The organism is Saccharopolyspora sp. NPDC045839 (genome assembly GCF_056431645.1).
On sequence record NZ_JBWKKH010000023.1, the window covers coordinates 24,875 to 49,836 of the forward strand.

The window sequence follows — 24,962 nt, forward strand, 5'->3', positions numbered from 1 at the left end:
GCGCCACCTGGTGCGCGTCTGCGATCAGGCGAGCAGTTCGCGCGCGTCCGTCCACATGTGAGTGACGATTTCTCCCGCCGGTGCCGTGGTCGCCAGGGCCGCGCTCTGACCGGCCCAGTGGTTGACCCGGTCGAGACCGGCCGCACCGCCTCGGCGCCACTGGCCAACCAGCCGCCGCTGGACGGGATAGGGGGCGGGCAAAGGCGCTTCGTCGCTCGTCCACGCCGTCACGAATGGCGTCGGCACCGCCCGGCCGAGTCGGCCGGTGTACGCGCGGGTGGTGACCGTTCGCTCCGGCGACAGCCCTTCCATGGCGGCCGACCAGCCGTCGTCGATGCCCGCCTCGGGGGAGCGCAGCAACGCGGTCCCCACCTGGACCGCGCTCGCACCGAGGGCCAGCGCGGCGGCCACGCCACGGCCGTCCGCGATTCCGCCGGCCGCGATGACCGGAATCCGCAGCCGGTCGGCCAGATGCGGGATCAGGGCGAACAGGCCGACGTCGGTCTGCTCGGCCGTCTGCGGGTCGAAGCTGCCCCGGTGCCCGCCCGCCTCCATGCCCTGGGCGACGACCGCATCGGCGCCGGCGTCCTGGGCGGCCAGGGCGTCGGCGAGGTTGGTCGCGCAGGCGAACCACGCGATGCCCGCCTGGTGCAGCCGCTCGACGTAGTCATCGGCGAAGAGCCCCATGATCGACGAGACGACCGTCGGCCGGGCCGCCAGCATTGCCTCGCACTGCTCGGCGAAATCCGGGCTCGGGGACCCGGCCTCGCCCGCTTCGCCGAATCGCGTCAGGAACTGCTCCGCCGCCTGCTGCCGCCCGGGGTCGTCGACCGGCGCGTCCGGGATCCAGGTGTTCAGCTGAAACGGGCCGGACGTTCCCGCGCGGAACCGCTCCACCCAGTCGCCGATGAGTTCGGGCCGGTCGAGCACCACCCCGTTCGCGCCCATCCCGCCGGCTTCGGCCACCGCGATCGCCAGCCGGGGCGGGCAGGCACCGGCCGTCGGCGCCTGCAGGATCGGCACGCGCAGACCGAAGCGCGCGCAGAAATCCCGGACTCGTTGCTGCATGTGCAGTTCCTCCCGTGGGTGTTGCGGAGCGGCGGACCAGGTCACCGGTGTGGGACCTGTCCGCGGTGGTTGCGATCAGGTCTGAGGGTGCGCCTGGCGGATGGATGCGGCGAGCCGGGCATCGGCGTCCATCGGTGCGAGCGCGACCGGTTGCTCGATGCCCACTGCCGCCGTCGGCCCGGTCGGGATCACCGCGCTCTCCCCGTTGTCGATCTGCGTCTCCGGTGCAGGAAGGACGCTAAGCTCTGCTGGGCATCGTGTCCAACGATGAGTGGCGAACGCCGCCATCGCCATCGACGAACCCTCAAAGCCGGGAGCGAGCACGTGGAGTTGTCGGATCTGCAGGTGTTCGTCGCCGTGGCACGCGCCGGTGGCATCACGCGCGCGGCCGCGGAACTGCACACCGTGCAGTCCAGCGTCAGCGCGCGAGTGGCGGGGCTGGAACGAGAACTCGGCGCGATCCTCCTCCGCCGTCACGCCCGGGGAGTGGCCTTGACCGCGGCCGGGGAGCAGTTCTTCGGTTACGCCCAGCGGATCACCTCGCTCGCGGACGAGGCCCGCCGCGCCGTTCGGGACGAAAGGCCCTGCGGGCCTTTGCGGATCGGAGCGATGGAGACGACCGCCGGGATTCGGCTGCCGCCGGTCCTCGAGTCCTACACCGCGGCCTGGCCGGATGTCGACCTTTCGGTGCTCACCGGCCCCACCGAGTCGTTGGTGGCGATGGTCAAGGACCACGCCCTCGACGGAGCGCTCGTCGCCGGCCCCGTCAACGACGTGGATCTGCACGAAGAAGAGGTCTTCGCCGAGGAACTGGTGGTCGTCACCGCGCTGAGGCACCGAGACCTCGATGACGCATTGCGCGGACCGAACGGCCCCCGGCTGCTCGTGTTCCGCGCGGGGTGTTCGTACCGGCGCAGGATCGAAGCCGTCGTCCGGTCGCGCGGCGTGGAACCGAAGGTCCTCGATTACGGCACTGTTGAAGGCATCCTCGGCTGCGTCGCCGCCGGTCTCGGGGTCACGATGCTGCCCCGGGCGCTGGTCGAGCATTCCGGACTGCGCCACCGACTGCGCCTGCACCGGACAACGCCTGCCGATGCGACCGCGACGACCGTGTTCGTGCGTCGTCGCGACGCGCACGTCACCATGGCGCTGAACGAGTTCCACGGGCACCTGCACGCCGCGGCCGACCGCAGCGTCGGCGCGGTCTTGCGCACGGTCGCGCCAGGAGAGGGCGGGTAGCTCCTCCCGGGGCTGTCGTCTGTTGCCCTCCTGGCGAATTCGGCCTGAAGGCCGGGCGTCGCCCGGTCGCAACGGTGGTGCCGCTCGCGCGTGCCGTGTCCGTGGTGGGGGTGGTGCCGGCGGCGTGGTCGACATAGAGTTGATTGCGCGAAAGTGATCGATATATGCTGCAAACAATCATGTTGGAGCAAAAGTGCGCAGTCTTGCCGGTGCGCGCACGTGGCCGCGGTGCGGGAAGGTGACCCATGGACGTAAGGACAGGTGTGCTCGGGTGCGGGCTGCGGGTGGGGATCGCCGACCACGCCCACCGGCCTGGTGAGGGCTCGCGGATCGTCGCGGTGTGCGATCCGGACCCGGCGCGCGCCGCTGCCGCCGCACAGCGCTACGGCGACGACGTCCGGCAGACGCACACGCTCGACGAGCTGCTGGAAAGCGAGCTCGACGCGGTGTTCGTGGTCAGCCCCGACCACCTGCACGAAGAGCACGCCATCCGCTGCCTGGAAGCCGGGCTCGCCGTCTACCTCGAGAAGCCGCTGGCGGTCACCACGGCCGGCTGCGACCGCGTCCTCGCCGCGGCGCGGCGGTTCGGCGGCAAGCTCTACGTCGGGCACAACATGCGGCACATGCCGGTGATCCGCACGATGCGCGATCTCATCACCTCGGGCGCGATCGGGGAGGTCACCTCGATCTGGTGCCGCCACTTCGTCGGGCACGGCGGCGACTTCTACTTCAAGGACTGGCACGCCGACCGGAGCAAGAGCACGAGCCTGCTGCTGCAGAAGGGCGCGCACGACATCGACGTGCTGCACTGGCTGGCCGGCGGGTACAGCAGGCGCGTCAACGCGATGGGCGCGTTGACGGTCTACGGCGACATCACCGACCGCAACGAGCGCGAGACCTACAAGACGGGCCACGACTGGGCCGAGTACGAGCAGAACTGGCCGCCGCGCAGCCAGACCGGCCTCAATCCGGTCGTGGACGTCGAAGACCTGAGCCTGGTCAACCTGGAGCTGGACAACGGCGTGCTGGCGAGCTACCAGCAGTGCCACTACACGCCGGACTACTGGCGCAACTACACCGTCATCGGCACCGAGGGCAGGCTGGAGAACTTCGGCGACGACGCGGACTCGGTGGTCAAGGTGTGGAACCGCAGGCACCGCGGTTACGCGCCCGACGCCGACCGGGTGGTGGAGGTCGAGCGCGTCAGCGGCGGGCACGGCGGCGCGGACCCGCGCATCGTGGCCGAGTTCCTGGCGTTCGTGAGCGCCGGCGTGCCGACCGTCACCTCGCCGATCGCGGCGCGGGAAGCGGTCGCGACCGGTTGCGCGGCAACGGAATCGCTGCGCAGCGGTGGAATGCCGGTCGAGGTGACCGCGCCGGACGCCGCCCTGATCGACTACTTCGAGCGGCCCCACGTCAGCTCGTCCTGACCAGCGCTCCGCTGCGCCCGCCGCCTCGGCGGGCGCAGCGAACGCTCCGCGGCGCCAGTGGTGAAACAGGTTTTCAAGCTGCTTCCTGCCCGCGTACGCGTGGTCAGGTCAGCCCGGCGATGAACTCGCTGAGCAGTCGGTTCGCCGAGCCGGACTCGAACAGGCGCGCAAGGTCTGCTCGGGCGATCTGATGCCGGAATTCACCTTGGTGCGAGGCGTCTCCGGCGTTGTGCACCAGTTCGGTCCACCACGTCGCGAATGCCTGGTAGTTCCACACGTGACGAAGGCACGTCGACGAGTAGCCGTCGAGCAGGCTGAAATCGTGATCGTTGGTCTGGTAGTGGACTACGGCGTTGGCGAACACTTCGGCGTCGTGCAGGGCGAGGTTCATTCCTTTCGCGCTCATCGGGGGAACGATGTGGGCCGCGTCCCCGAGCAGGTACAGCCGGCCGTAGCGCATCGGGCTGTACACCACGCTGCGCAAGGGCACGAGTTGCGTGCCGGCGATCGGGCCCTTGGCGGCCATGGGTTCACCGAAGCGGGTCTCGAGTTCGTCCCAGATGCGCTCGTCCGTCCACTGTGCCGTGGAGCTGTCGAGCGGGCACTGCAGGTAGAACCGGCTTGCGTGCGGACCGCGAGCGAACTGTCCGGCGAATCCACGCGGGTGGAGCGCCATCATGGACTGGTGATTGGCGGGGACCTCGGCCAGGATGGTCAGCCACGCGTATCCGTGCTCGTGCGAGTAGCGCGTGAGAGACTCGCTGGGGATGGCGGCCCTGCTGACGCCACGGTCACCGTCACAGCCGGCGACGAACTCGCAACTGATCATCTTCGTCGAGCCGGCACTGTCCCGGTAGCGAACGAGTGGGCGTTCGTCACCGGCGATGTTCTCCACCGAGACCTCGGCGTCGAAGCGAAGGTCTCCACCATCGCCGAGGAAAACGTCGATGAGGTTGCGGATGAGGACCTGCTGGGGGCAGAAACGGCCGTCGCCGTGATCGTTCGCGTCCAACGTGAGGGTGCGTGTCTCCCCGTCGACGCGGAAGTTCAGCGCCGGCTCGGTCGGGACACCGCCGACCACCCGGTCTTCGAGCCCCCACGCACGGAACATGCGTGCCGCCCGGGTGTCGATGACCCCGGCTCGCTGTCGCTGCTCGACGTAATCACGGCTGTGCTTCTCCACGATGACGCAACCAATCCCGCGCCGCAGCAGGAAATTGCCGAGCGTGAGCCCGGCGACTCCCGCTCCCACGATCACCACGGTGGCGTTCTCGTCCACTTCGGACGTTGATCGGTTCGTTGGCATACCCCATGGTCACCCGGCACCAGGGCTGCCTGGTACCAGCGTGTCGACACGATGTTCCGGAAACCCGCCAAGCCCGTGGTGGTCACCGGTCCCTGCGACGCAGCTCCAGCTGATACCGCCCGGGTGTCCGGCCGACGATGGCGGTGAACGCTTCGATGAAGCTGGTCGGGTTGGCCCACCCCAGCCGGGCAGCCGTATCGATGACCGCATCCCCCTCGGCCAGCCTGATGAGCGCATGCTGGACACGCAGCAGGCTCCGCCACTGGTGGAAGCTCATCCCCAGCTCGGTCTGGAACAGGCGGCTCAAAGTCCGTTCGCCGGCCCCGACCGCCCGCCCCAACTCCGCCAACGTCAACGATGCCGCGGGATCGGCATGCAGCAGGTTCGTGACCGCACGAAGACGGTCATCGGTCGGCTCCGGAAGGTACAGCGCCTCCTCGTGGCCATCCACCAGCTCGTCCACGACTACCCCGCGAAGCCGGTCCCGCGCCTCCGGCCGAAGCTCACGACCACTGGTGAGCACCAGCAACGCCTCCCGCAGGAGCGGGGATACCGCGAACACCATCGGCTGATCCGGCAACGACGCGCACAGCGCCCCGGCAACCTCCACCACCCGGACCTCGGTCTGTCCGTACGCGCGGTGGTAGTGCTCGAAACCCGGCGGCGTCCACGCGACGCGGTTGGCCGGGGCAACCCATGTGCCCCGCTCTGTCGTGGTGGCAAGTACGCCCGCCGAGGGATACAGCAGCTGCCCATCGGTATGACGGTGCGGCGCAACGCCATCCCCGTGTGCGAGCTGCCCCCGCTTCTCCACGATCTGCGTGACCAGAGCGGGCTTCTGGTGGATTACAGGCACGATATCGAGCCTACCGAGCGCGCAAGCACTGGAGAGTCCGGTCGATTCCCTCGAGCTCACCCAGCCGCCCCTGACGCCGCTGCTCCAGATCCGCTTCCGGTTCCTCAAGGCGGGGCGGCATTTTCGGGTTCAGGGGTGGAGGACGACCTTGATGGCTCCGGAGGCGCGGTCGCCGGCCACGCGGAAGGCCTCTGCGGCGTCGTCGAGGGGGAAGCGGTGGGTGATCACCGTCTGCGCGATCTCGGGGTTGCCGGCGAGCATCGCCGCGGCCTGTTCGGTGTCGCGGACGCCGTCGTGCCGGCTGTAGGCGATGGAGTGGATGTAGGTGATTTCCTTGACCAGGCTGACGATTCCCGGGATGGGCGCGGTGTGCTGGTACACGCCCAGCAGCACGACGCGACCGCCGACGCGGGCCAGTTCGGCGCACCGGGCCAGGCCGGCCTCGCTGCCCGCAGCGTCGATCACGACGTCGTAGACGCCGTCCGCCGAGCCGAGTCCGAGGCGTTCCGCCGCGACCCTCTGGTGCTTGTGGCGCACCTCGACGTCGACGTCGAAGCCGCTTTGCCGGGCTGCCGCCGCAGCCAGCAGCCCGATGCTGCCGCCGCCGACGACCGCCACCCGCTCCCCGGGCTCGAGTGCCGCGCTGCGCACACCGTGCCAAGCCACCGACGCCGGCTCCACGAGGCAGGCGTCGCGCACATCCAGGCCGGACGGGAGCCGGACGAGCATGTCCTCGGCGACGGTGACGGCATCGCACATCCCGCCGTCCCTGAATATCCCCAGCGTTCCGTGCTCCGGCGCGTCGCACCGCTGGACGTGGCCGGCGCGGCACTGGTCGCACTCTCCGCAGTGGACGGTGGGTTCGACGGCGTAACACGTGCCGTCGGCGGCGGTGCCGGCGAACTCGTGACCATAGGTGTAGCCCTGTACACCACCGGTCGCGAAGTTCACGTCGGTCCCGCAGATACCCGCCGAGGCGATGGTGAGGCGAACCCCGGGCACTCCCGGTTCTTCGACCTCGGCCACGAGGATGCCCGAATCGGTGTTTCGTACGGCGCGCATGGTGATTCCTCTCCGCTCCAGTTATGCGAACGCCGTTAGCTTAGACTAAAGTGATAGATGTTCGCATAGCGGTTACCCTTGCCCGGTGCGCGAACCGATGACGACAGCCGGGACGGGCGATCCGCCGCCGAAGAGCGAGCCGGGAACGAGGCCGGGCTCGGCGGCCTGGTGGCTCGCCCGGGAGCAGGAACCCGCGCGGCAGCGGCGGCGCCGGTCGTTGACCCTCGAGGCCATCCTCGACGCGTCCATGACCCTGCTCGACACGCGCGGTGCAGCCGCGCTGACGATGCGCAACCTCGCCGAGGCACTCGACTGCACGCAGGCGTCGCTCTACCGCCACGTGCGCAACCGCGAGGAGCTGGTGACCCTGCTCGTCGACCGGGCCCTCGACGTGGCGAGTTCGGTTCCGCCCGACGGCGCGGACTGGGCCGAGAAGGCGGCGTGGTCCGCACGCCTGTTCCGCGAGCACCTGCTCCGGCACCCTGGCGTTGCCTCGCTGCTTCGCGGGACCGAGCGGCTCGGTCCCAACTCGCTGGCCGGGAGGGAGTACTCCCTCGAACTGTTCATCGGCGCCGGTCTCAGCCCACGGCTCGCGGCCGCCGCCGCGTCGGCGCTGGCCACCTTCGTGATCGGCTCGGTGCACTTCAACCTCGGCCTGGACGCGTCGGATTCTGGGGAGAGCCGTCACCGGCGAATGCTGTACCGCTCACGAGACGCCGCGGCCTTTCCACTGCTCGTCCAGCACGCCGATGTCCTCGCGGAGGTCGGCAGCGACGACGAGTTCGAAGTCGGCCTCAACGCACTGTTGACCGGATTCCGGCTCCTGACCGAGCGCGAGGACATCACCCGCGACTGATGTGGAACAGGTGCGAGGAGGGCGGCCGCGCCGCGATGGCTCCGACGCGCGCGCCCAACAGTGCCGCGCCGATGTGAATCGGCAGTCCGTTGTGCACATCGGACGTGCACCAACTCGTCCGTCGCGGATGATCGCTCATCCTTGATCAACACGAGTTGGTGCGGTCGACTGACCGGTCACCGCGATCCGTCGAGCGCGGCGCGCGGATCGGCGTCGGCGACCTCGGCGGCGAAGTGGCAGTGCGAGACGTGCCCCTCGCCCAGGTCGTGCCCGGCCGGAACGGTGTGCGCGCAGTCCGGTCGGGCCATCCAGCACCGGGTGTGGAACGGGCAGCCGGGCGGCGGTGCGATCGGCGACGGCGGGTCGCCTTCGAGCACGATGCGCTCCTGCTCCGGTTCGTCGTCGAAACCGGGGCGCGGGATCGCGGACAGCAGGGCCCGGGTGTAGGGGTGCGCCGGGTGGTCGTAGACCGCGTCGCAGTCGCCTTCTTCGACCACCCTGCCCAGGTACATCGTCGCGATCCGGTCGCAGAAGTGCCGCACCACGTCGAGGTCGTGCGCGATGAACACGACGGTCAGCGACAGTTCGCGCTGCAGCTCGGCGAGCAGGTTGAGGACCTGCGCGCGCACCGAGACGTCGAGCGCCGAGACCGGTTCGTCGCAGATCAGCACCTCCGGGTTCAGCGCGATGCCGCGGGCGATGCCGATGCGCTGGCGCTGTCCGCCGGAGAACTCGTGCGGATACCGGTCGAGGTGGTCCGGCCGCAGGCCGACCTGTTCCAGGAGCTGCTCCAGTCGCGGGCGCAGGCCCGACCCGGGCAGCGCGTCGCGATGGATCCGGAACGGCTCGGCCAGGATCGAGCCGACGGTCTTGCGCGGGTTGAGCGAGGCGTAGGGGTCCTGGAAGACCATCTGGATGTTGCGCCGCATCCGGGTCCGGGCAGCGCCTTTCGCGCTGTGAACGTCGACGCCCCGGTAGCGGATCTGCCCGCTGGTGGGCTTCTCCAGCGCGGTGAGCAGCCGGGTCAACGTGGACTTGCCGCACCCGGACTCGCCGACGATGCCCAGCGCCTCGCCCTTGCGCAGCTTCAGGCTCACGCCGTCGACCGCTTTGACGGTGGCGGATCCGAGGCCGAACCGCCCGCCGCCGCGCTTGCGGTAGTGCTTGGTGACGTCGTGCACCTCGAGGATGTGCTGATCGGTCACGATGCGACCTCCGTCCAGAAGTGGCACCGGGTCTGCCTGCCGTCGTCCAGCTGCAGCAGTTCCGGTTCGACCGACTCGCAGTGTTCGCGCGCGATGCTGCAGCGGGGGTGGAAGCTACAGCCCGCGGGGCGATCGGTGAGGCTCGGCGGCAGGCCGCTGATCGCGGGCAGCGGGCCGCCGCGGTGCGACCGGCGCGGGATCGAGGCGACCAAGCCCTGGCTGTACGGGTGGATCGGCGCGGTGAACAGCCGGCGGATCGGCCCGTGCTCGACGACGCGCCCGGAGTACATCACCAGCGCGCGGTCGGCCATCTTGGCCGCGACACCGAGGTCGTGGGTGATCAGCACCAGCGCCAGGCCGCGCTCGGCCTGCTGCTCGGCGAGCAGGTCGAGGATCTGGGCCTGCACGGTCACGTCGAGAGCGGTGGTGGGTTCGTCGGCGATCACGACCTCCGGGTCCAACGCCAGCGCCATCGCGATGAGGATGCGTTGGCGCATCCCGCCGGAGAACTGGTGCGGGTAGTCGCCGGCGCGGCTGGCCGCCGCCGGAATCCGCACCCGGTCCATCATTTCCACGGCCTGCCGCCACGCCTGCTTCCGCGACGCGCCGCGGTGCAGCCGGTACAGCTCGCCGATCTGCTTGGCCACCGGTTGCACCGGGTTCAGCGCCGTGAGCGCGTCCTGGAAGATCAGCGACACGCGCGATCCCGTTGCCGCGCGGCGTTGCCGCTCGGGCAGCGCGAGCAGGTCCTGGCCGGCGAGCTCGACGGTGCCGCCGACGATCTCGGCCGGCGGCGTGTCGAGGATGCCCATGATCGCCTGCGCGGTGACGCTCTTGCCCGAGCCTGATTCGCCGAGCACGGCGAGCGTTTCACCCGCGTCCACGCTGAAGCTGACGTCCTGGACGGCGTGCAACCGCCCGGCGGGCGTGTGGAAGTCGACGCTGAGGCCGCGCACGTCGAGAACCGTGCGCCGGTCGTCCTCGGCCTGGTGCGGCGCGGACCGCGCCTTCGCGTTCACCGAAGGAACGTAGTGTCGAGGGTCTCCCGCAGGCTGTCGCCGAGTACGACGAACGCCAGGACGGCACCGGTCAGGAACAGGGCCGGGTAGACCAGCAGGTGCGGGCTGGCCTGCCACTGCTGCTGGGCGGTGGAGAGCTGGAGCCCCCACGAGATCGCGGGCGGCTGGAGCCCGATGCCGAGGAAGGTCAGCGCCGCCTCGGCGGCGATGACACCGCCGATCTCGAGGGTTTTGAGCACGATCAGCGAGGTCAGCGCGTTCGGCGCGATGTGCGTGCCCATGATGCGCAGGTGGCTGCCGCCCAGCACGCGCGCGGCCTGCACGTATTCGAGGTTGCGGATCTTGAGCACCGAGCCGCGCATGTAGCGCATGCCGCCGGGCCAGCCGAAGACGATCAGCACCAGGCTCACCGTCCAGATCGTGCGTTCCTCGAACAGGTTGAGCACCACGATCGCGGCGATGATCATCGGCAGGCCGAACACCACGTCGGCGACCCGCGACACCACCCCGTCGACGATGCCGCCGAAGTAACCGGCCAGCGCGCCGAGCACCGCGGCCAGCACGAAGGTCACCGCGGTGACCAGCAGGCCGATCGCGATCGACGGCCGGGCCCCGTGCACGACGTTGGCGAAGTAGTCGCAGCCCTGCATGTCGAAGCCGAACGGATGGCCCGGCGCCGGGCCCGCGCCGCTGAGCCGCAGCTCGCAGTGCATCGGATCGGCGGAGGTGAACAGGCTCGGCCAGACCGCCATCAGCACGTAGCCGGCGGCGATCAGCGCCGCCACCACGAACAGCGGCGCGCGCAACGGCCTCGGCAGCCGGCCGACCAGGGTGAACCTCCGGCGGGGCACGGCCTGGGCGGGAGCGGGGGAGTAGTCGGTCCGGTCAGCCATTGCGCACCCTCGGGTCGATGATTCCGTAGCTGATGTCCACCAGCAGGTTCACCAGCAGGTAGATCAGGATGATGAAGGTGGCAACGCCCACCACGATGGTGCCCTGCTGGGTCTGCACCGCCTGCACCAGCAGGCCGCCGATGCCGGGCAGGTTGAACACGCTCTCGACGATCACGGCGCCGCCGAGCATCGCCGCCAGGCTCAGCCCGAGGTAGGTGACCACCGGGATCATCGAGTTGCGCAGCGCGTGCCCCCACACGACGCGACCGGCCGACGCGCCCTTGGCCCGCGCGGTGCGGATGAACTCGGCGCCCATCACGTCGACCAGGCTCGACCTGGTCAGCCTCGCCAGCGGCGCCGCGGCCTCCAGCGCCACCACCAGCGCCGGGAGGATGAAGCTCAGCGGCCAGCCGTTGGCCACGCCCGCGATCGGGAACAGCTGCAGCTTCAAGCCGAACACCAGCTGCGCCATGAACGCGATGACGAACCCGGGCAGCGCCACGAACAGCACCGTGAACGCCAGGGTCAGGTGGTCGCCGAAGCGGCCGCGGTGCAGCGCGCCGAAGATCCCGACCACGAGGCCGATCACCAGCTTGAACACCCAGGCGGTCAGCGCCAGCTGCAGCGTCGTCGGCCACCGCTCGGCGATCATCTCGAGCACCGGGCGGCCGAAGAAGTCGGTGCCGAAGTCGCCCTGGAACAGCCCGGTCATGTACAGCAGGTACTGGGTGATCAGCGGCTCGTCCAGGTGGTACTGCTCGCGCAGTACGGCCACAGTGGACGGTGGCATCGGCCGGTCGCCGGCGAGCGCGGCGATCGGGTCGCCGGGCATCGCGTAGACCAGCGCGAAGATCAGGAACGTGACGCCGAACAACACCGGCAGCATCGCCGCGAAGCGGCGGACGACGTATCCGAGCATGTCGGCATCACCCCTCGCGGCCGGGGCCGCACTCGAACTCGGTCAGGTAGTACTGGAGGTCGCCGCCGAGCGTGACCGGCGTGGCGCACGGCGCGTGCGCGGCGTAGATGGCCGGGTAGTAGAGCGGAATCGCGGGCATGTCGTCGAGGATCAGGTCCTCGGCGCGCTGCCAGAGCCGCGCCGCGTCCAGCTCGTCGCCGGTGCCCAGCGCCTGGTTGATCAGTTCGTTGGCGCGCGGGTTGTCGTAGCGGGTGTACTCGTTGCCGTCGCCGCCCTTGCGGAACATGCCCAGGTACTGGTCGGGGCTGGGGTAGATGTCGCCCCAGAGGCTCAGCGCCGGGCCGGTCAGCTCGCCGCTGATCTGCGCCTGCGTGAGCTGGGCGGGCAGCACGGGCTTCAGCTTGACCTCGGCGCCCAGCTCCTGCCGCAGCGCGTTGGAGATGGCCAGCGCGATCTGCGACATCTCGGTGCCGCCCCCGCCCCCGGTGTTGGCGTACCAGATGACCACCGGTTCCCGGAATCCACCGGCTTCCGCGACGAGGCGGCGAGCCTTGTCCGGGTCGTACCGGCAGGCCATGCAGGCATCCGCCCGGTAGGGCGCGCCGACCGCCTCGACCAGCAGGGAACGGGCCGGGGTCGCCGAGCCGCGCAGCAGCGCACCGGCCATCGCGTCGCGGTCGATCGACAGCGAGATCGCCTTGCGCAGCCGCGGATCGCGCAGCGACTCGACGTACTCGGGCACCAGCATCTGGGTGATCTGCCGCTGCTGCGGGATCGCGAACAGGCCGGAGCCGCCGAGCTGGGTGCGGGCGTCGTTGAGCAGGCCGCCGGGCAGGTTGCGCAGCACGTCGAGCTGCCCGGCCTGCACGTCGCGGTAGGCGGTGTCCTGCGACTGGTAGATCTTGAACTGGATCTCCTCGGCCGCCCCGGGCGGCACCTCGCCCTGGTAGTCGTGCCAGCGCTGCAGCACGATCTTCTCGTTGCGGTCCCAGCGGACGAAGCGGTACGGGCCGTTGCCGATCGGCGCCTGCGAGTAGGCGGTGGGGTCGGCCAGGCCCTCCTTCGGGATCGGGCACGCGCTGTAGGAGGCGATGATCTTCGGGAAGTCGTAGTTGGGCTGCCGGAGCGTGACCTGCAAGGTCAGCGGCCCGAGCACTGCCAGCCCGCGCAGCGTGTCGCGCGCCGGCGGGTCGTCGTTGACCTCGTCGAAGCCGTCGATGACGCTGAAGGTGGAACTCGCCTTGTACGCGTTGGGGCCGTAGGAGACCGAGTTCCAGGTGTCCGCGTAGGTCTGCGCGGTGATCGGTTCGCCGTTGTGGAACGTGCGGCCGGGGCGCAGCGCGATCGTCCACACCCGACCGTCGGCGGTGCGCACGCTTTCCGCGCCGCGCATCCGGAGGTCGCCGGCCCTGGCGTAACCGAGGCCGGTCAGCGGCTCGCACAGTCCCATGTAGACCTGGCTGCCCGATTGCTGCTGCGAGTTGAGCTCCGGCGGATCCGGGTACTGCGCGACCCGCAGCACTCGCCCGGCGTCGGTGTCGGGCATGCCGCAGCTCGTCAGCAGTGCCAGGCACATCCCGGCGGCGAGCACCAGCCGTCTCCGGAGCTTCTGGGGCATGTGTGGCTCTCCCTAACTCAGATAACCAGCTTGCGCATGTGTGCTCGTAAGTCGGAGTTATCGAGCAACTTCATGCAAGTTCGGTCATTATTAACGCGGCCGGTGGTGCCTGTCACTACCTCGGTCTGCATTGCCTGGAACGTGCTGGTCAGCACTCTCGGTTGGATGACGCCGCGTGGTCGGGGCGCTACGCAAGGCTTCTTTCCGGTGGTCGTCATCGCAAGGCGTCGGCTCCTGCGGCGGCGATGACCGAGGCGATAAGATGATTGATATTGATTGATTAGTCTCTTGTTCGATCAAATTCGGGCATCTAGGCTGGCGGCGTGGCGCGCTGCGACGGACTCCGCGTGGCGGTTCGGCAGTGCCCGGCCTCCCGCTGCGCCGTCGTTCGGCGGCGCACCGGAGAACGAGCTCGCCGCGGAAACGACAGGTTTGGAGGACTTGATGGCGTCTGGCGGATATCTCGTGGACGGCGAGATCGACAGCCAGCCGGAATGCTGGCTGCGCGCCGCGGAGCTGGCCCGGGAGGTCGCCGGCGTGCTGCCGGCCCGCGGTGAGCGGGTGGCCGTGGCCGGGTGCGGCACCTCCTGGTTCATGGCCATGGCGTACGCGACGCTGCGGGAGGCCGCCGGCGAGGGCGTGACGGACGCGTTCCCCGCATCCGAAATGCCCGTCGGTCGGGCCTACGACCGCGTGGTGGTGATCAGCCGCTCGGGAACCACCACGGAGGTGCTCGAACTCCTGCGGCGGCTGAAGGGGACGGTGCCCACGGTCGGGATCACCGCCGTCCCCACCGCGCCCATCGCGGAGGCCTGCGACGAGCTGGTCGCGCTGGAGTTCGCCGACGAGCAGTCCGTGGTGCAGACGCGGTTCGCGACGACCGCGCTGGCCCTGCTCCGCGCTTCGCTCGGAGCGGATCTGACCGGGGCCGTCGCGGACGCCCGCGCCATGCTGGACGCCGAGCTCGGCGCGCTCCCGGCCAGCGAACAGATCACCTTCCTCGGGAAGGGCTGGACGGTCGGGCTGGCGCACGAGGCGGCGCTGAAGGTGCGGGAAGCCGCGGGCCTGTGGTCGGAGGCGTACCCGGCCATGGAGTACCGGCACGGCCCCATCAGCATCGCCGAACCAGGCCGGGTGACCTGGATGTTCGGTGAGACCCCGACCGGGCTCGCCGCCGAGGTTTCCTCGGCCGGAGCCGACTTCGTCGACAGCGCGCGGCGCGACCCGATGGCGCACCTGGTGCTCGCCCAGCGAGTCGCGGTGGCCGCGGCGGTGAAGCGTGAGCTGGACCCGGACAACCCGCGCAACCTGACCCGGTCGATCGTCCTGGACGACATGTGACGGACAACGCCGGCGGCCCCGTGGTCGGTGTCGACGTGGGCGGGACCGAGACGAAAGCGGTGCTGGTCGACGCATCGGGGACGGTGCTGGCACACCGGCGCCGCGCCACGCCGCCGCCGTCGTCCGACACGGCCCGGCGAGTGCTGGACCTGACGGCTTCGCTCGTCGCCGACCTCTCCGAACGCACCGCGCCGGCGGCCGTCGGCTTCGTCGTGCCCGGGATCGTCGACGAGTCCCGGGGCGTCGCGGTGTTCTCGGGGAACCTGGGGTGGTCGGACCTGCCGTTCGCCTCGTTGCTCGCGGAGCGGATCGGGCTGCCGGTCGCCTTCGGCCACGACGTCCGGGCCGGGGCGCTGGCGGAACACCGGCTCGGTGCCGCCCGGGAGGCGAGCGACGCCGTGTTCCTCCCGGTCGGCACCGGAATCTCGGCGGCGCACGTGCAATCCGGTCGGGTGCATGCCGCAGGCGGATACGCGGGGGAGATCGGGCAGGTCCCCATCGAGGCCGGCGAACGCCGGCGGATTCGCCTGGAGGAGGTCGCGTCCGCGGGCGCGATCAGCCGGCGCTACCAGGACCGGACGGGGACTCCGGTGGCGGGCGCGGCGGACGTGGCGAGGCGGATCGCCGCAGGGGATCCGGTCGCCGCCGCCGTCTGGGACGAGGCGGTGGATGCGCTGGGCGGCGCGCTGATCTGGCTCACCGCCTTGCTGGCGCCGGAGGTCGTCGTGGTGGGCGGTGGCCTGTCGCAAGCCGGGCCGCTGCTGTTCGACGCGCTCACCCGTCGCGTGGCAGAGGACTGGAACCTCCAGCGCACACCGCGGATCGTGCCCGCCGCGCTCGGCGATCGCGCGGGCAGCCTGGGCGCGGCGCTGCTCGCCGCCGAACTGGTGGGGGCGAGATGATTCTCGGCGGCGGCAAGGTCGTCGCGGCGGACTCCGCCGTACTCGATCCCGGCTGGGTCGAGGTGCGCGACGGGCGGATCGCCGCCATCGGGGCCGGGCCGGCGCCGAAGCCCGTCGACGTCGACCTGCGGAATCGGTGGCTGGTGCCGGGTTTCGCCGACATGCACGTGCACGGCGGCGAAGCCCGTCTGGCAGAAGGCGATTCGCTCGCCGGCAGCACGCTCACGCTCGATCGCGCGTTGCGCAACGCGGTCGCCATCGGAATCCCGTTCCTCGACGCGCTCGCGGCGATCACGAGCGTTCCCGCCCGCGCCGTCGGGCTCGGCGGCGAAGCCGGCTCGCTGGCGCCCGGCCGACCTCGTCGTGCGCACGGACGACCTCCTCGTCGACGCCGTGTTCGCGCGCGGCAACCCGGTCATCAACCACACTGAAAAGAGGTAGCAGCCATGCCTTTGGTCGGCACCGGCAGCGTCGTCGACGCCGCCGTCCGCACCGGTCTCGGGGTCGGTGCGTTCAACGTCATCGGGCTCGAACACGCGGATTCCCTGGTGGCCGGCGCCGAGCGCGCGGGGGCCCCGGTGGTGTTGCAGATCAGCGAGAACTGCGCGCGCTACCACGGCGCGCTGGAGCCGATCGCGTGCGCGACGCTCGCCCGCGCCCGCAGGGCCGAGGTGCCGGTGGCCGTGCACCTGGACCACGCCGAGTCCGAAGATCTGGTCGCCGAGGCCATCGAGCTCGGGTTCGGCTCCGTCATGTTCGACGCCTCGAAGCAGAGCTACGAGGAGAACGTGGCCCGCACGCGCGCCGTCGTGACCAGGTGCCACGACGCCGGGCTCTGGATCGAGGCCGAGCTGGGCGAGGTCGGCGGCAAGGACGGCGTCCACGCGCCGGGGGCCCGCACCGATCCGCGCGAGGCCGTCGACTACGTCGCAGCCACCGGCGTGGACGCGCTGGCCGTCGCGGTCGGCACTTCGCACACGATGGTGACGCGCGACGCCTCGCTCGACTTCGAGCTCATCGAGCGGCTCGACGACGCGCTGAGCGTTCCCCTTGTGCTGCACGGTTCTTCGGGCGTGTCCGATGAGGACCTCGGCTCCGCCATCCGCAGCGGAATGACCAAGATCAACATCTCCACGCACCTGAACAAGACGTTCACGGAGTCGGTGCGACAGGTCCTGGCGGACAGCCCGAGCCTGGTCGATCCGCGCAAGTACCTCACCGCCGGCAAGGACGCCCTCGCGGCGGAAACCGCGCGCCTGCTCGGGGTATTGCGGCTCGGCACCGGCTCGCCCCAGGATGCGACCGGATGATCATCACCGTCACCCCGAACCCCGCGCTGGACGTCAGCTACCGGGTGGAGCACGTCCACCCCGGAGAATCGCACCGCGTCCGCAGCGTCCACGAACGCGCCGGGGGCAAAGGCCTCAACGTCAGCAGGGTGCTGCACGGCCAGGGCGTCCCGACGCTCGTCGCCGCCCCTGTCGGCGGTGTCCTCGGCGACGTGATCCGCGATGACCTCACCGCTGCCGGGATCGAACACGCGCTGCTGCCGGTGTCCGCTCCCACCCGCAAGACCATCGCGGTGATCGCCGAAGCGGACGCAGGCGAGGCGACGCTGTTCAACGAGCCCGGCAGCCACCTGGAAGACGAGGACTGGCAGCGGCTCAGGGGCCTCGTCGCCGAGCGGCTGACCGCCGCTTCGGTCCTCGTGTGCTCGGGAAGCCTGCCACCCGGGTGCGCGGCGAGCAGCTACGCCGAGCTGGTCCGGGATGCCCATGCCCGCTCGGTGCCCGCGGTGGTCGACGCCACGGGCCCCGCGCTGCTGGCGGCGGCTGAAGCCGGCGCGGACCTCGTCAAGCCCAATGCCGCCGAACTCCGCGAAACGACAGGACATGACGACCCGCTCAGCGGAGCTCAGCAGCTGCGCGACCGCGGCGCGGCAGCCGTGATCGTCTCCCTCGGCCCGGACGGCTTGCTCGCGGCCACCGATGAGGGGTTCTGGCGCGCAGCGCCGCCCTTCGCGGTGAGCGGCAACCCGACGGGCGCCGGTGACGCGGCGGTGGCGGCGTTCGCCGCAGGCATCATGCACCGGGAGACCTGGCCCGAGCGCCTGCGCAACGCCGTTGCGTGGTCTGCGGCCGCAGCGGCGGCGCCGGTCGCGGGAACGCTCGACCACCGCGTGCTCCGGGACATCGCCGGCAACATCACGATCGAGCCGCTGGCCGCCGACGAGACGTGCCGGAACCGCGGGTAGTTGCTCGAAAGCGACTCGGCGGGCAGGAAATGGGGACTCGGGATTCGGGGCAGCAGGACCTGCTGGGTGCCGGATCGGCGGGCCGTTCGCACCGGGTCTGCGTGGAACACCTGTCACCACGTGAGCGTTTATGAGCGATACTGGCCGTGGAGTGATCGATTCTGCGTTCGGCCGAAGGATGGGGGACACCGGTGGACCGGCATGCGCGACTGTCCGCGTTGCTCGACCTGCTCGGGGAACGAGGCAAGGTCACGGTGGACGAGATCGCCGAAGAGCTCAACGCTTCTGCGGCCACGGTTCGCCGCGACCTCGATCACCTCGCGGAGCAGCAGCTGCTGACCCGCACGCGCGGCGGAGCCGTCGCCCAGAACATCTCCTACGACCTGCCGCTGCGCTACAAGGCCGCCCGGAACGCGCGCGAGAAGGGGCGCATCGCCCGCGCGGCTGCGGCGATGGTCGCGCCGGGTGCGGTCGTCGGGGTCAACGGAGGTACGACCACCACCGAAATCGCGCGCAGCCTCGTGTCGCGCGCCGATATCGGCGACTCCGGTGAACGCACTTCGCTGACCATCGTCACCAATGCCCTGAACATCGCCAACGAGCTCGTCGTCAGGCCCCAGGTGAAGATCGTGGTGACGGGAGGCGTGGCGCGACCGCAGTCGTTCGAACTCACCGGGCCGCTCGGCACCCACCTCCTCGAGGAGATCACCCTCGACATCGTGTTCCTCGGCGTGGACGCCGTCGACCCGTCGCGCGGCGCGTTCGCGCACAACGAGGCCGAAGCCAGCATCAACCGCCTCATGACCGAACGCGCCGACCGCGTGGTCGTCGTCGCCGACAGCTCCAAGCTCGACCGCAGCGCCTTCGCCCACATCTGCCCGGTGGAGTCGATCGACATGCTGCTGACCGACTCGAACGCGCCCGCCGAACTCATCCAGCGCTTCGACGCCGCAGGAGTACCGGTCAAAGCGGTCTGAGTGGCGCCGGCCGGAGGGGCGACGTCGGCATCCGGCGTTTTCGTTAGTGTGGTCGCAGGGCATTGGATCTTCGCCGGGGAGGGCGAGCATGGGACTTTTCGGCGGGATGATGGGCAACGCTTCGCGGGTCGACCCCCGTTCGGCGGCGAAGGAGTTCGGGCGCTTGCTGGCGCAGGGGGAGGAGATCCATGCCGCGTACCAGTTGATCCGGGACTCGTTCCTCTTCACGGACCGGCGCCTGGTCCTCGTCGACAAGCAGGGCATGACCGGCCGGAAGGTCGAGTACCACTCGATCCCGTACCGCAGCATCACCCACTTCTCCGTCGAGACCGCCGGCACCTTCGATCTCGACGCGGAGCTGAAGATCTGGCTGTCCGGCACGGCCGAGCCGATCACGAAGCAGTTCGGCAAGGGCGTCGACGTCTACGAGGTCCAGGCCCTCCTGAGCGCCTACGTCGCGCGCTGATCGAGCCGCGAAGCAGTTGCCGGCTTCGGGCCGCGGGGCCTTGGAGATCGATTCGGTGATCGACGAGAGGGCGCTGGCGCCGAGGAGCTCTTCCGCCGCCTGGCCGAGCACTACCGCACCACGGCGGCGCACGTGGCGGCTGACGTCATCGACGAGATCACCGCGCCCTGACGCCGGTTTCCCCGCCGTGGTGGCGCAGCGAGGGGGAGGTGGCCGTCCGCACCGGCACCTCAGAGGAAGAATCTGCTCAGTTGGACGCGGGACCGGACGCCGAGCTTGGTGAAGGTGTTGCGCAGGTGGTGATCGACCGTTCGCTGGCTGATGAACAGCCGTGCGGCGATCTCCTTGTTCGTGGCGCCCTCCGCGACCAGCTCGGCGATCTCGGTCTCCCTGGGACTGAGCTCCTCGACGGAGCCGCGGACGCCGCCGCTGCTCGGACCGTCGGCCGCGCGCAGTTCTGACCGCGTGCGCTCGATCCAGTGCGGCAGCTGGAACTCCTGGAAGGTCGCCAGCGCTTCACCCAGCAGCTGCCTGGCTGCGCGGGGTTTGCGTTCGCGGCGCAGCCAGCGGGCGTAGAGCAGTTCGGTCTTGGCGAGCTCGATCGGCGCGGCGGCCCGGTCGTGCAGCTGGATCGCCGCGCGGAAGTGCTCGTCGGCGTCCGCGCCGCGTTGCGCGAGCAGCGCGTGGCAGCGGTGGGACAGGGCGATCCGCGCCACGCTGCCGGTGGTGTGCGCCCAGTCGTCGAAGATCCGCAGCGCCCGGCCGGCGTTCTCCCGCTGCCCGCAGTGCGCCGCCGCCTCGACGTAGTGCGGCGCGGCGATGACGCGGATCGCCGGATCCGCGCTCGCCGTGGTGAGCCGGAACCGGTCGAGGGCGTCGGTCGGACGGCCGTGGGCGAGATCGGCGCAGGCGAACGCCCACGAGGTCAGCACGCAGGGGCGGTCCAGGCCGTGCGCGGTGACCTCGTCGGCAATGGTGGCCAGGCGCAGCCGCGCGGTCTCCCGGTCGCCCTGCAGCGCGGACACGAGCGTCAGGATGCCGAGGTGGCTGATCGCGGAGCTGTGCAGGCCGATCGCGCGCGCGGTCCGGAGTCCTTCGAGCGAGCCCGCCTCGGCGGCTGCGTACTGGTCGAGCATCAGCGCGGACAGCGACCGGTAGACCGACGCCCAGGGGCCGAGCAGCGGCACCGGCCCGTCCAGCGAGGTGGTCAGCGCCCGGGTGGCGAGGTCGTGCGCCCGCGCCGCGTCGCCGAGGACGAAGCAGGCCTGGCTCGCCCACAGGGCCGATCCGCAGTCGTCAGTGGTCTCGGCGAGCCGGACGACCTGCCGCAGCAGCGGGACCGCCTGCCGGTGATCTGCGCGGAAGGTGGCGTCCATGCCTGCGAGGTGGTCGAGCTGGAGCCGGATCGCCGGCGGGTGGTCGTCGTGCCGCAGGCCCTCGGCGCGCAGTGCCGCGAGGTGGTAGCGGGAGAAGTCGCCGGCGTTGAAGGCGGCGGCACCGGCGAGCTTCAGCGCCGAGACCGCGAAGTCGTGGTTGCTGCCGATCAGCTCGTCGGCGGCGGTCATCAGCATCCCGTTCGCGATGGCGGGGTTGCCCTCGGCCAGTTCGATCCCGCCCCGCAGCAGGTCGGCGGTGCCGCGCGGCCCGCCGGGCGCCGCCAGCGGACGGGCCTGCCGCAGCAGCGTCCGGGCCCGCTCCCGCCCGCCCGCCAGCCACGAGTCCCGTCCGGCCTTGATCAGCCGGAGGGCCCTGGTCTCCGGGAGCGCGGTGAGGTCGGCGGCGCGCTGGTGGATGAGCGTCGAGAACGCGTGGTCCCCCGACCGGCCGACCTCGTCCGCCGCGTCGTCGAGGGCGTCGGCCAGCCCGGGCCGCGCCGTCACCACGGCCTGGTGCCAGAGCCACCGAGCCCGGTGGAGTTGCGGGTCGAGCACCTCCACCAGCATCCGGTGCGCTGCCTGCCGCCGCGCCGGCGAGGTCTCGGCGCGCAGGCACGACCGGGTCAGCTCGTCGGGCAGGCGGACGGCGTCGCCGTCGACGACCACCAGTCCCGACGCCGTGGCCTCGTCGAGCGCGCGCAGCTCGACGCGGTCACCTGTGCGCAGCAGTGTTTCCAGGTCGAGCCGTTCGTCGACCACCGCGAGCAGGACGAGCAGTTGCGCGCCGCTGGAGAGCTCGTGCAGCCGGGCACGCATGTCCGCGCGCAACCTGCTGCGCGCGGGGAGGGCGGCGGGCGGCGGTGCCGCGCCACCGAGCTGCTGCGGGGTCAGGTCCGCCGCGAGCTCGGTCAGCGCGAGCGGATTGCCGCAGGCCAGCGCGGCCAGTTCGGCACCGAGGCGGTGGGGGACCCCGTACGGGATCCGGTCCTGGAGGATCCGAACGCTGTCGGTGACTCCGAGTTCGCTCAGGGACATCGAAGGCAGGTCGGAGAGTGCTTCCACGTCTCGGCGGACGGTGAAGAGCATCAGGATCCGCTCCGCCTCGGCCCGGCGCGCGGTGAACGCGAGCGCACGCAGCGTGCTCAGGTCCAGGTGGTGTGCGTCGTCGATGCAGCAGAGCACCGGACAGCGGTGGGACTCCTCGATCAGGGTCCGATGCGTCAGATCGGGCTCGACCTGGGGAAGCATGCGTTGGAGCCCGGCCGAGGGCATCCCGGACTCGGCCCTGACCCCGCGAACGCCCAACATCCGGAAACCGGTCGCCCCGGCCCGCGCCACGTCGAGCAGGGCGGTCTTTCCCAGACCCGTCCCGGCGGAGATCACAAGCGCGCCACCGGCGCCGTCCCCGGCGCGTTCGACGAGTGCGTGCAGTGCTTCCCGTTCGCGATCCCGGCCGCGCAACACGATCTGATCGCGAGCGGCGATGATCCTCGGCGGCATCGCAACAGTGTGTACGGCAGATCGCGAACAGGACAAGAGACCTGCGTGACCCCGAAACCGGCGATTTCGCCGATGTGGCGGCGGCGTTGCCGACGCGAGACTGCCGAGGTCCCCGAGTTCGAGCAAGGAGGCTCAATGCGAAGGACACTCGGCGCTCTCATCGCCGGTTTGACGCTCGCTGCGGCAGGTTCGGCGGGTATCGCCCACGCGGAGGCGAAGACCCCGGTCGTCTTCGTGCACGGATACCTGGGTGGCGCGTGGAACTGGGGCACGCCGGAGAAGGTGCTCCGCGAGTCCGGCTACACGGATCAGGAACTCTTCCAGTTCAACTTCGACTACCACCAGTCCAACGAGAAGAGCGCGGCGCAGCTCGGCGAGTTCGTCGAGCAGGTGCGCGCCAGGACCGGCGCGGAGAAGGTCGACATCGTCAACCACTCCATGGGTGGCATGGTGAGCCGCTGGTACATCAAGGAGTTGGGCGGACAGGAGTCGGTCGAGCACTGGGTGTCGATCGCGGGCGCCAACCACGGCACCTCGTGGGCGTACGGCTGCCTGGCGTTCAGCTCCTGCCAGGAGATGGCGCCCGGCTCGGAGTTCCTCAAGCGGCTGAACTCCGGTGACGAGACGCCTGGCGACATCCAGTACAGCACCTGGTACTCGCCCACCGACGGCATCATCATCCCCCACACCAGCACCGCCGTCGAAGGTGCGCGCAACACCGAGGTCCAGGGCGAAACGCATCTCGGCATCCTGGAGGACACCGCGATCCTGCAGGAGGTCGTCAAGACTCTCGCGGCCGACTGATCGCGGGGGAGCGGCGCTGGGGACCCCAGCGCCGCTCGGGGCGTCGTTCGATCTCCGTTGCGGCAGTGACTGTCAATTTCGGCGCAAATCGGCGGAAGTCGCCCGCAGGAGCTCAGAAGACGATCGTCCAGCCCTCGCTGCCGGCCTGCGCGGCGGTGCAGCTGACGCCGTCGATCTTGAGCCCGGAACTTCAAGGTGATCTTTTTGTCCACATCGGACGCAGAAGTGGGGAATGTGCTTCCCTCCCACTTCAACATATAGCGCACCCGGGGGCTTGCGGCAAGACCCAGGTGGTGCCGCAGAATTTCCCGCCGAAGCCAGAACCTGCGGAATTGTGCTCGCGGGAGTGCGCCGCCGGATTTATGCGGGGCAGCTGGCCGAACGCGACCTTTGCTGAATCGGGGATTCATGTTCGACGTGATCATTGCCGGTGGCGGGCCGACCGGCTCGATGCTGGCCGGTGAGCTGCGGCTGCACGGTGCGCACGTGCTCGTGCTGGAGAAGGAGGCGGAGCCGGCCAAGTACGTCCGCGGGCTCGGTATGCACGTGCGCAGCATCGAGATCATGGACCAGCGCGGCCTGCTGGAGCGGTTTCTCGCGCACGGCCAGGAGTATCCGCTCCACGGCTTCTTCGCCGGTATCGCCAAGCCGTCGCCGGAAAGGCTGGACACCGCGCATTCGTACGTCCTCGGCATCCCGCAGACCATCACCGATCGACTGCTGGCCGAGCACGCCATGGAGGTCGGCGCCGAGATCCGGCGCGGCTGCGAACTGGCCGGGCTGAGCCAGGACGACCGCGGGGTGACCGCCGAGCTGGCCGACGGCACGCAGTTGCATGCGCGGTACCTCGTCGGCTGTGACGGTGGCCGCAGCACAGTGCGCAAGTTGCTCGGCGTCGCCTTCCCCGGCGAGCCCTCCACGACCGACATGCTGCTGGGTGAGCTGGAGGTGACCGCGCCGCCGGAGACGGTGGCCGAAGTGGTGGCCGAGATCCGCAAGACCAATCGGCTGGTCGGCGCCGGGCCCGTCGACGACGGCTTGTACCGCGTCGTCGTGCCCGCCGCGGAGGTGGCCGAGGATCGCACGGTTCCGCCTACTCTCGAGGAGATCAGGCGGCAGCTGCGGGTGTTCGCCGGAACCGACTTCGGTGTGCACTCGCCGCGCTGGCTGTCCCGCTTCGGCAACGCCACCCGGCTGGCCGAGCGATACCGGGTCGGCCGGGTGCTGCTGGCCGGCGATGCGGCGCACGTCCACCCGCCGATGGGCGGGCAGGGGCTGAACCTCGGCGTCCAGGACGCGTTCAACCTCGGCTGGAAACTGGCCGCCGAGCTCGCCGGCTGGGCACCGGAGGGACTGCTGGACAGCTACCAGGCAGAACGGCACCCGGTGGCCGCTGCCGTGCTGGACAACACGCGCGCCCAGATGGAGCTGCTGTCCACCGAGCCCGGCCCGCAGGCGGTGCGCCGGCTGGTGTCGGAACTGATGGACTTCGAGGAGGTGAACCGGTACCTGATCGAGAAGATGACCGCGATCGACATCCGCTACGACTTCGGCGACGGGCATGACCTGCTCGGCCGGCGGCTGCGGGATGTGACGTTGAAGCAGGGGCGCCTCTACGAGCTGATGCGCGGTGGCCGTGGCCTGCTGCTCGACCAGACCGGCTTGCTCTCGGTGGCGGGCTGGGCGGACCGGGTCGACCACGTCGTCGACGTCAGCGCGGACCTGGACGTGCCCGCCGTGCTGCTGCGACCGGACGGCCACGTGGCCTGGGTCGGTGACGATCAGCAGGATCTGCTCAGCCGACTGCCGCGCTGGTTCGGCGCCGCAGTCGGCTGACCTCGCGGCTCGACGTCCTGACCCCGCACGGGTCG

General features: G+C 70.4%; 23 protein-coding genes. 12 read left to right on the forward strand and 11 right to left on the reverse strand.

Annotation, left to right across the window (positions count from 1 at the left end; translation table 11 throughout):
* Positions 1–24: 24 nt before the first annotated feature.
* Both AC07EQ_RS27810 and AC07EQ_RS27815 read right to left on the reverse strand, forming a co-directional pair.
* Entirely contained in the window at positions 25–1,068 is a 1,044-nt protein-coding gene (locus AC07EQ_RS27810; protein ID WP_478390819.1) for an NAD(P)H-dependent flavin oxidoreductase, read from the reverse strand.
* Between the two features lie 75 nt (positions 1,069–1,143).
* Positions 1,144–1,362, reverse strand: a complete 219-nt coding sequence (locus AC07EQ_RS27815) for a hypothetical protein (protein ID WP_478390820.1) — start codon at positions 1,360–1,362, stop codon at positions 1,144–1,146.
* A gap of 30 nt (positions 1,363–1,392) precedes the next feature.
* Between AC07EQ_RS27815 and AC07EQ_RS27820 the strand changes: the two genes are divergently transcribed.
* Together AC07EQ_RS27820 and AC07EQ_RS27825 are read left to right on the forward strand one after the other, a co-directional pair.
* Complete coding sequence (locus AC07EQ_RS27820; protein ID WP_478390821.1) at positions 1,393–2,307, forward strand: LysR family transcriptional regulator; 915 nt, start codon at positions 1,393–1,395, stop codon at positions 2,305–2,307.
* Between the two features lie 245 nt (positions 2,308–2,552).
* Positions 2,553–3,737, forward strand: a complete 1,185-nt coding sequence (locus tag AC07EQ_RS27825; protein WP_478390822.1) for a Gfo/Idh/MocA family protein — start codon at positions 2,553–2,555, stop codon at positions 3,735–3,737.
* Positions 3,738–3,840: 103 nt separating this feature from the next.
* Here the strand turns inward: AC07EQ_RS27825 and AC07EQ_RS27830 are convergent, their stop codons facing one another.
* The 3 genes from AC07EQ_RS27830 to AC07EQ_RS27840 form a co-directional block, all read right to left on the reverse strand.
* Positions 3,841–5,016, reverse strand: a complete 1,176-nt coding sequence (locus AC07EQ_RS27830) for a 4-hydroxybenzoate 3-monooxygenase (RefSeq protein WP_478390823.1) — start codon at positions 5,014–5,016, stop codon at positions 3,841–3,843.
* 109 nt (positions 5,017–5,125) lie between these two features.
* Entirely contained in the window at positions 5,126–5,899 is a 774-nt protein-coding gene (locus tag AC07EQ_RS27835) for an AraC family transcriptional regulator (protein WP_478390824.1), read from the reverse strand.
* A gap of 129 nt (positions 5,900–6,028) precedes the next feature.
* Positions 6,029–6,961 (reverse strand): zinc-dependent alcohol dehydrogenase, encoded by a 933-nt coding sequence (locus AC07EQ_RS27840; RefSeq protein WP_478390825.1) that lies wholly within the window; start codon positions 6,959–6,961, stop codon positions 6,029–6,031.
* Between the two features lie 85 nt (positions 6,962–7,046).
* Here AC07EQ_RS27840 and AC07EQ_RS27845 point away from each other — a divergent pair, with 85 nt between their 5' ends.
* Complete coding sequence (locus AC07EQ_RS27845; RefSeq protein WP_478390826.1) at positions 7,047–7,817, forward strand: TetR/AcrR family transcriptional regulator; 771 nt, start codon at positions 7,047–7,049, stop codon at positions 7,815–7,817.
* 176 nt (positions 7,818–7,993) lie between these two features.
* Here the strand turns inward: AC07EQ_RS27845 and AC07EQ_RS27850 are convergent, their stop codons facing one another.
* From AC07EQ_RS27850 to AC07EQ_RS27870, 5 genes are read right to left on the reverse strand one after another with little or no spacing between them, the layout of a single operon-like run.
* Positions 7,994–9,022, reverse strand: a complete 1,029-nt coding sequence (locus tag AC07EQ_RS27850) for an ABC transporter ATP-binding protein (protein WP_478390827.1) — start codon at positions 9,020–9,022, stop codon at positions 7,994–7,996.
* Entirely contained in the window at positions 9,019–10,041 is a 1,023-nt protein-coding gene (locus AC07EQ_RS27855; RefSeq protein WP_478390828.1) for an ABC transporter ATP-binding protein, read from the reverse strand. Before AC07EQ_RS27855 ends, AC07EQ_RS27850 begins: the two co-directional genes overlap by 4 nt.
* A complete protein-coding gene (locus AC07EQ_RS27860) occupies positions 10,038–10,934 on the reverse strand; it encodes an ABC transporter permease (RefSeq protein WP_478390829.1) in 897 nt (298 codons plus the stop codon). The genes AC07EQ_RS27855 and AC07EQ_RS27860 overlap by 4 nt, the downstream gene beginning before the upstream one ends.
* Positions 10,927–11,853 carry an ABC transporter permease gene (locus tag AC07EQ_RS27865; RefSeq protein ID WP_478390830.1) on the reverse strand — a complete coding sequence of 309 codons (927 nt, stop codon included), beginning with the start codon at positions 11,851–11,853 and terminating at the stop codon, positions 10,927–10,929. The genes AC07EQ_RS27860 and AC07EQ_RS27865 overlap by 8 nt, the downstream gene beginning before the upstream one ends.
* A 7-nt stretch (positions 11,854–11,860) precedes the next feature.
* Entirely contained in the window at positions 11,861–13,471 is a 1,611-nt protein-coding gene (locus AC07EQ_RS27870; protein WP_478390831.1) for an ABC transporter substrate-binding protein, read from the reverse strand.
* A 444-nt stretch (positions 13,472–13,915) separates the two neighbouring features.
* Between AC07EQ_RS27870 and AC07EQ_RS27875 the strand changes: the two genes are divergently transcribed.
* From AC07EQ_RS27875 to AC07EQ_RS27905, 7 genes are all read left to right on the forward strand, one after another.
* The gene (locus tag AC07EQ_RS27875) at positions 13,916–14,812 is read left to right on the forward strand and encodes an SIS domain-containing protein (RefSeq protein ID WP_478390832.1); all 897 of its coding nucleotides are present in this window, start codon (positions 13,916–13,918) and stop codon (positions 14,810–14,812) included.
* Positions 14,809–15,714: an ROK family protein gene (locus AC07EQ_RS27880; protein WP_478390833.1), complete on the forward strand. Its 906-nt coding sequence runs from the start codon at positions 14,809–14,811 to the stop codon at positions 15,712–15,714. Before AC07EQ_RS27875 ends, AC07EQ_RS27880 begins: the two co-directional genes overlap by 4 nt.
* Complete coding sequence (locus tag AC07EQ_RS27885; RefSeq protein WP_478390834.1) at positions 15,711–16,145, forward strand: hypothetical protein; 435 nt, start codon at positions 15,711–15,713, stop codon at positions 16,143–16,145. The genes AC07EQ_RS27880 and AC07EQ_RS27885 overlap by 4 nt, the downstream gene beginning before the upstream one ends.
* A 15-nt stretch (positions 16,146–16,160) precedes the next feature.
* Positions 16,161–17,024 carry a class II fructose-bisphosphate aldolase gene (locus AC07EQ_RS27890; protein ID WP_478390835.1) on the forward strand — a complete coding sequence of 288 codons (864 nt, stop codon included), beginning with the start codon at positions 16,161–16,163 and terminating at the stop codon, positions 17,022–17,024.
* Positions 17,021–17,968, forward strand: coding sequence for a 1-phosphofructokinase family hexose kinase (locus tag AC07EQ_RS27895; protein WP_478390836.1), 948 nt, complete (start codon positions 17,021–17,023; stop codon positions 17,966–17,968). Before AC07EQ_RS27890 ends, AC07EQ_RS27895 begins: the two co-directional genes overlap by 4 nt.
* 191 nt (positions 17,969–18,159) lie before the next feature.
* The gene (locus AC07EQ_RS27900) at positions 18,160–18,945 is read left to right on the forward strand and encodes a DeoR/GlpR family DNA-binding transcription regulator (protein WP_358581797.1); all 786 of its coding nucleotides are present in this window, start codon (positions 18,160–18,162) and stop codon (positions 18,943–18,945) included.
* 88 nt (positions 18,946–19,033) lie between these two features.
* Positions 19,034–19,411, forward strand: coding sequence for a PH domain-containing protein (locus AC07EQ_RS27905; protein WP_478390837.1), 378 nt, complete (start codon positions 19,034–19,036; stop codon positions 19,409–19,411).
* Positions 19,412–19,641: 230 nt separating this feature from the next.
* Here AC07EQ_RS27905 and AC07EQ_RS27910 read toward each other — a convergent pair whose 3' ends face one another.
* Positions 19,642–22,287 carry a helix-turn-helix transcriptional regulator gene (locus AC07EQ_RS27910; RefSeq protein ID WP_478390838.1) on the reverse strand — a complete coding sequence of 882 codons (2,646 nt, stop codon included), beginning with the start codon at positions 22,285–22,287 and terminating at the stop codon, positions 19,642–19,644.
* A gap of 135 nt (positions 22,288–22,422) precedes the next feature.
* Between AC07EQ_RS27910 and AC07EQ_RS27915 the strand changes: the two genes are divergently transcribed.
* Positions 22,423–23,091 (forward strand): esterase/lipase family protein, encoded by a 669-nt coding sequence (locus AC07EQ_RS27915; RefSeq protein ID WP_478390839.1) that lies wholly within the window; start codon positions 22,423–22,425, stop codon positions 23,089–23,091.
* A gap of 408 nt (positions 23,092–23,499) precedes the next feature.
* Positions 23,500–24,927: a rifampin monooxygenase gene (gene rox / locus AC07EQ_RS27920; RefSeq protein ID WP_478390840.1), complete on the forward strand. Its 1,428-nt coding sequence runs from the start codon at positions 23,500–23,502 to the stop codon at positions 24,925–24,927.
* Positions 24,928–24,962 lie beyond the last annotated feature (35 nt).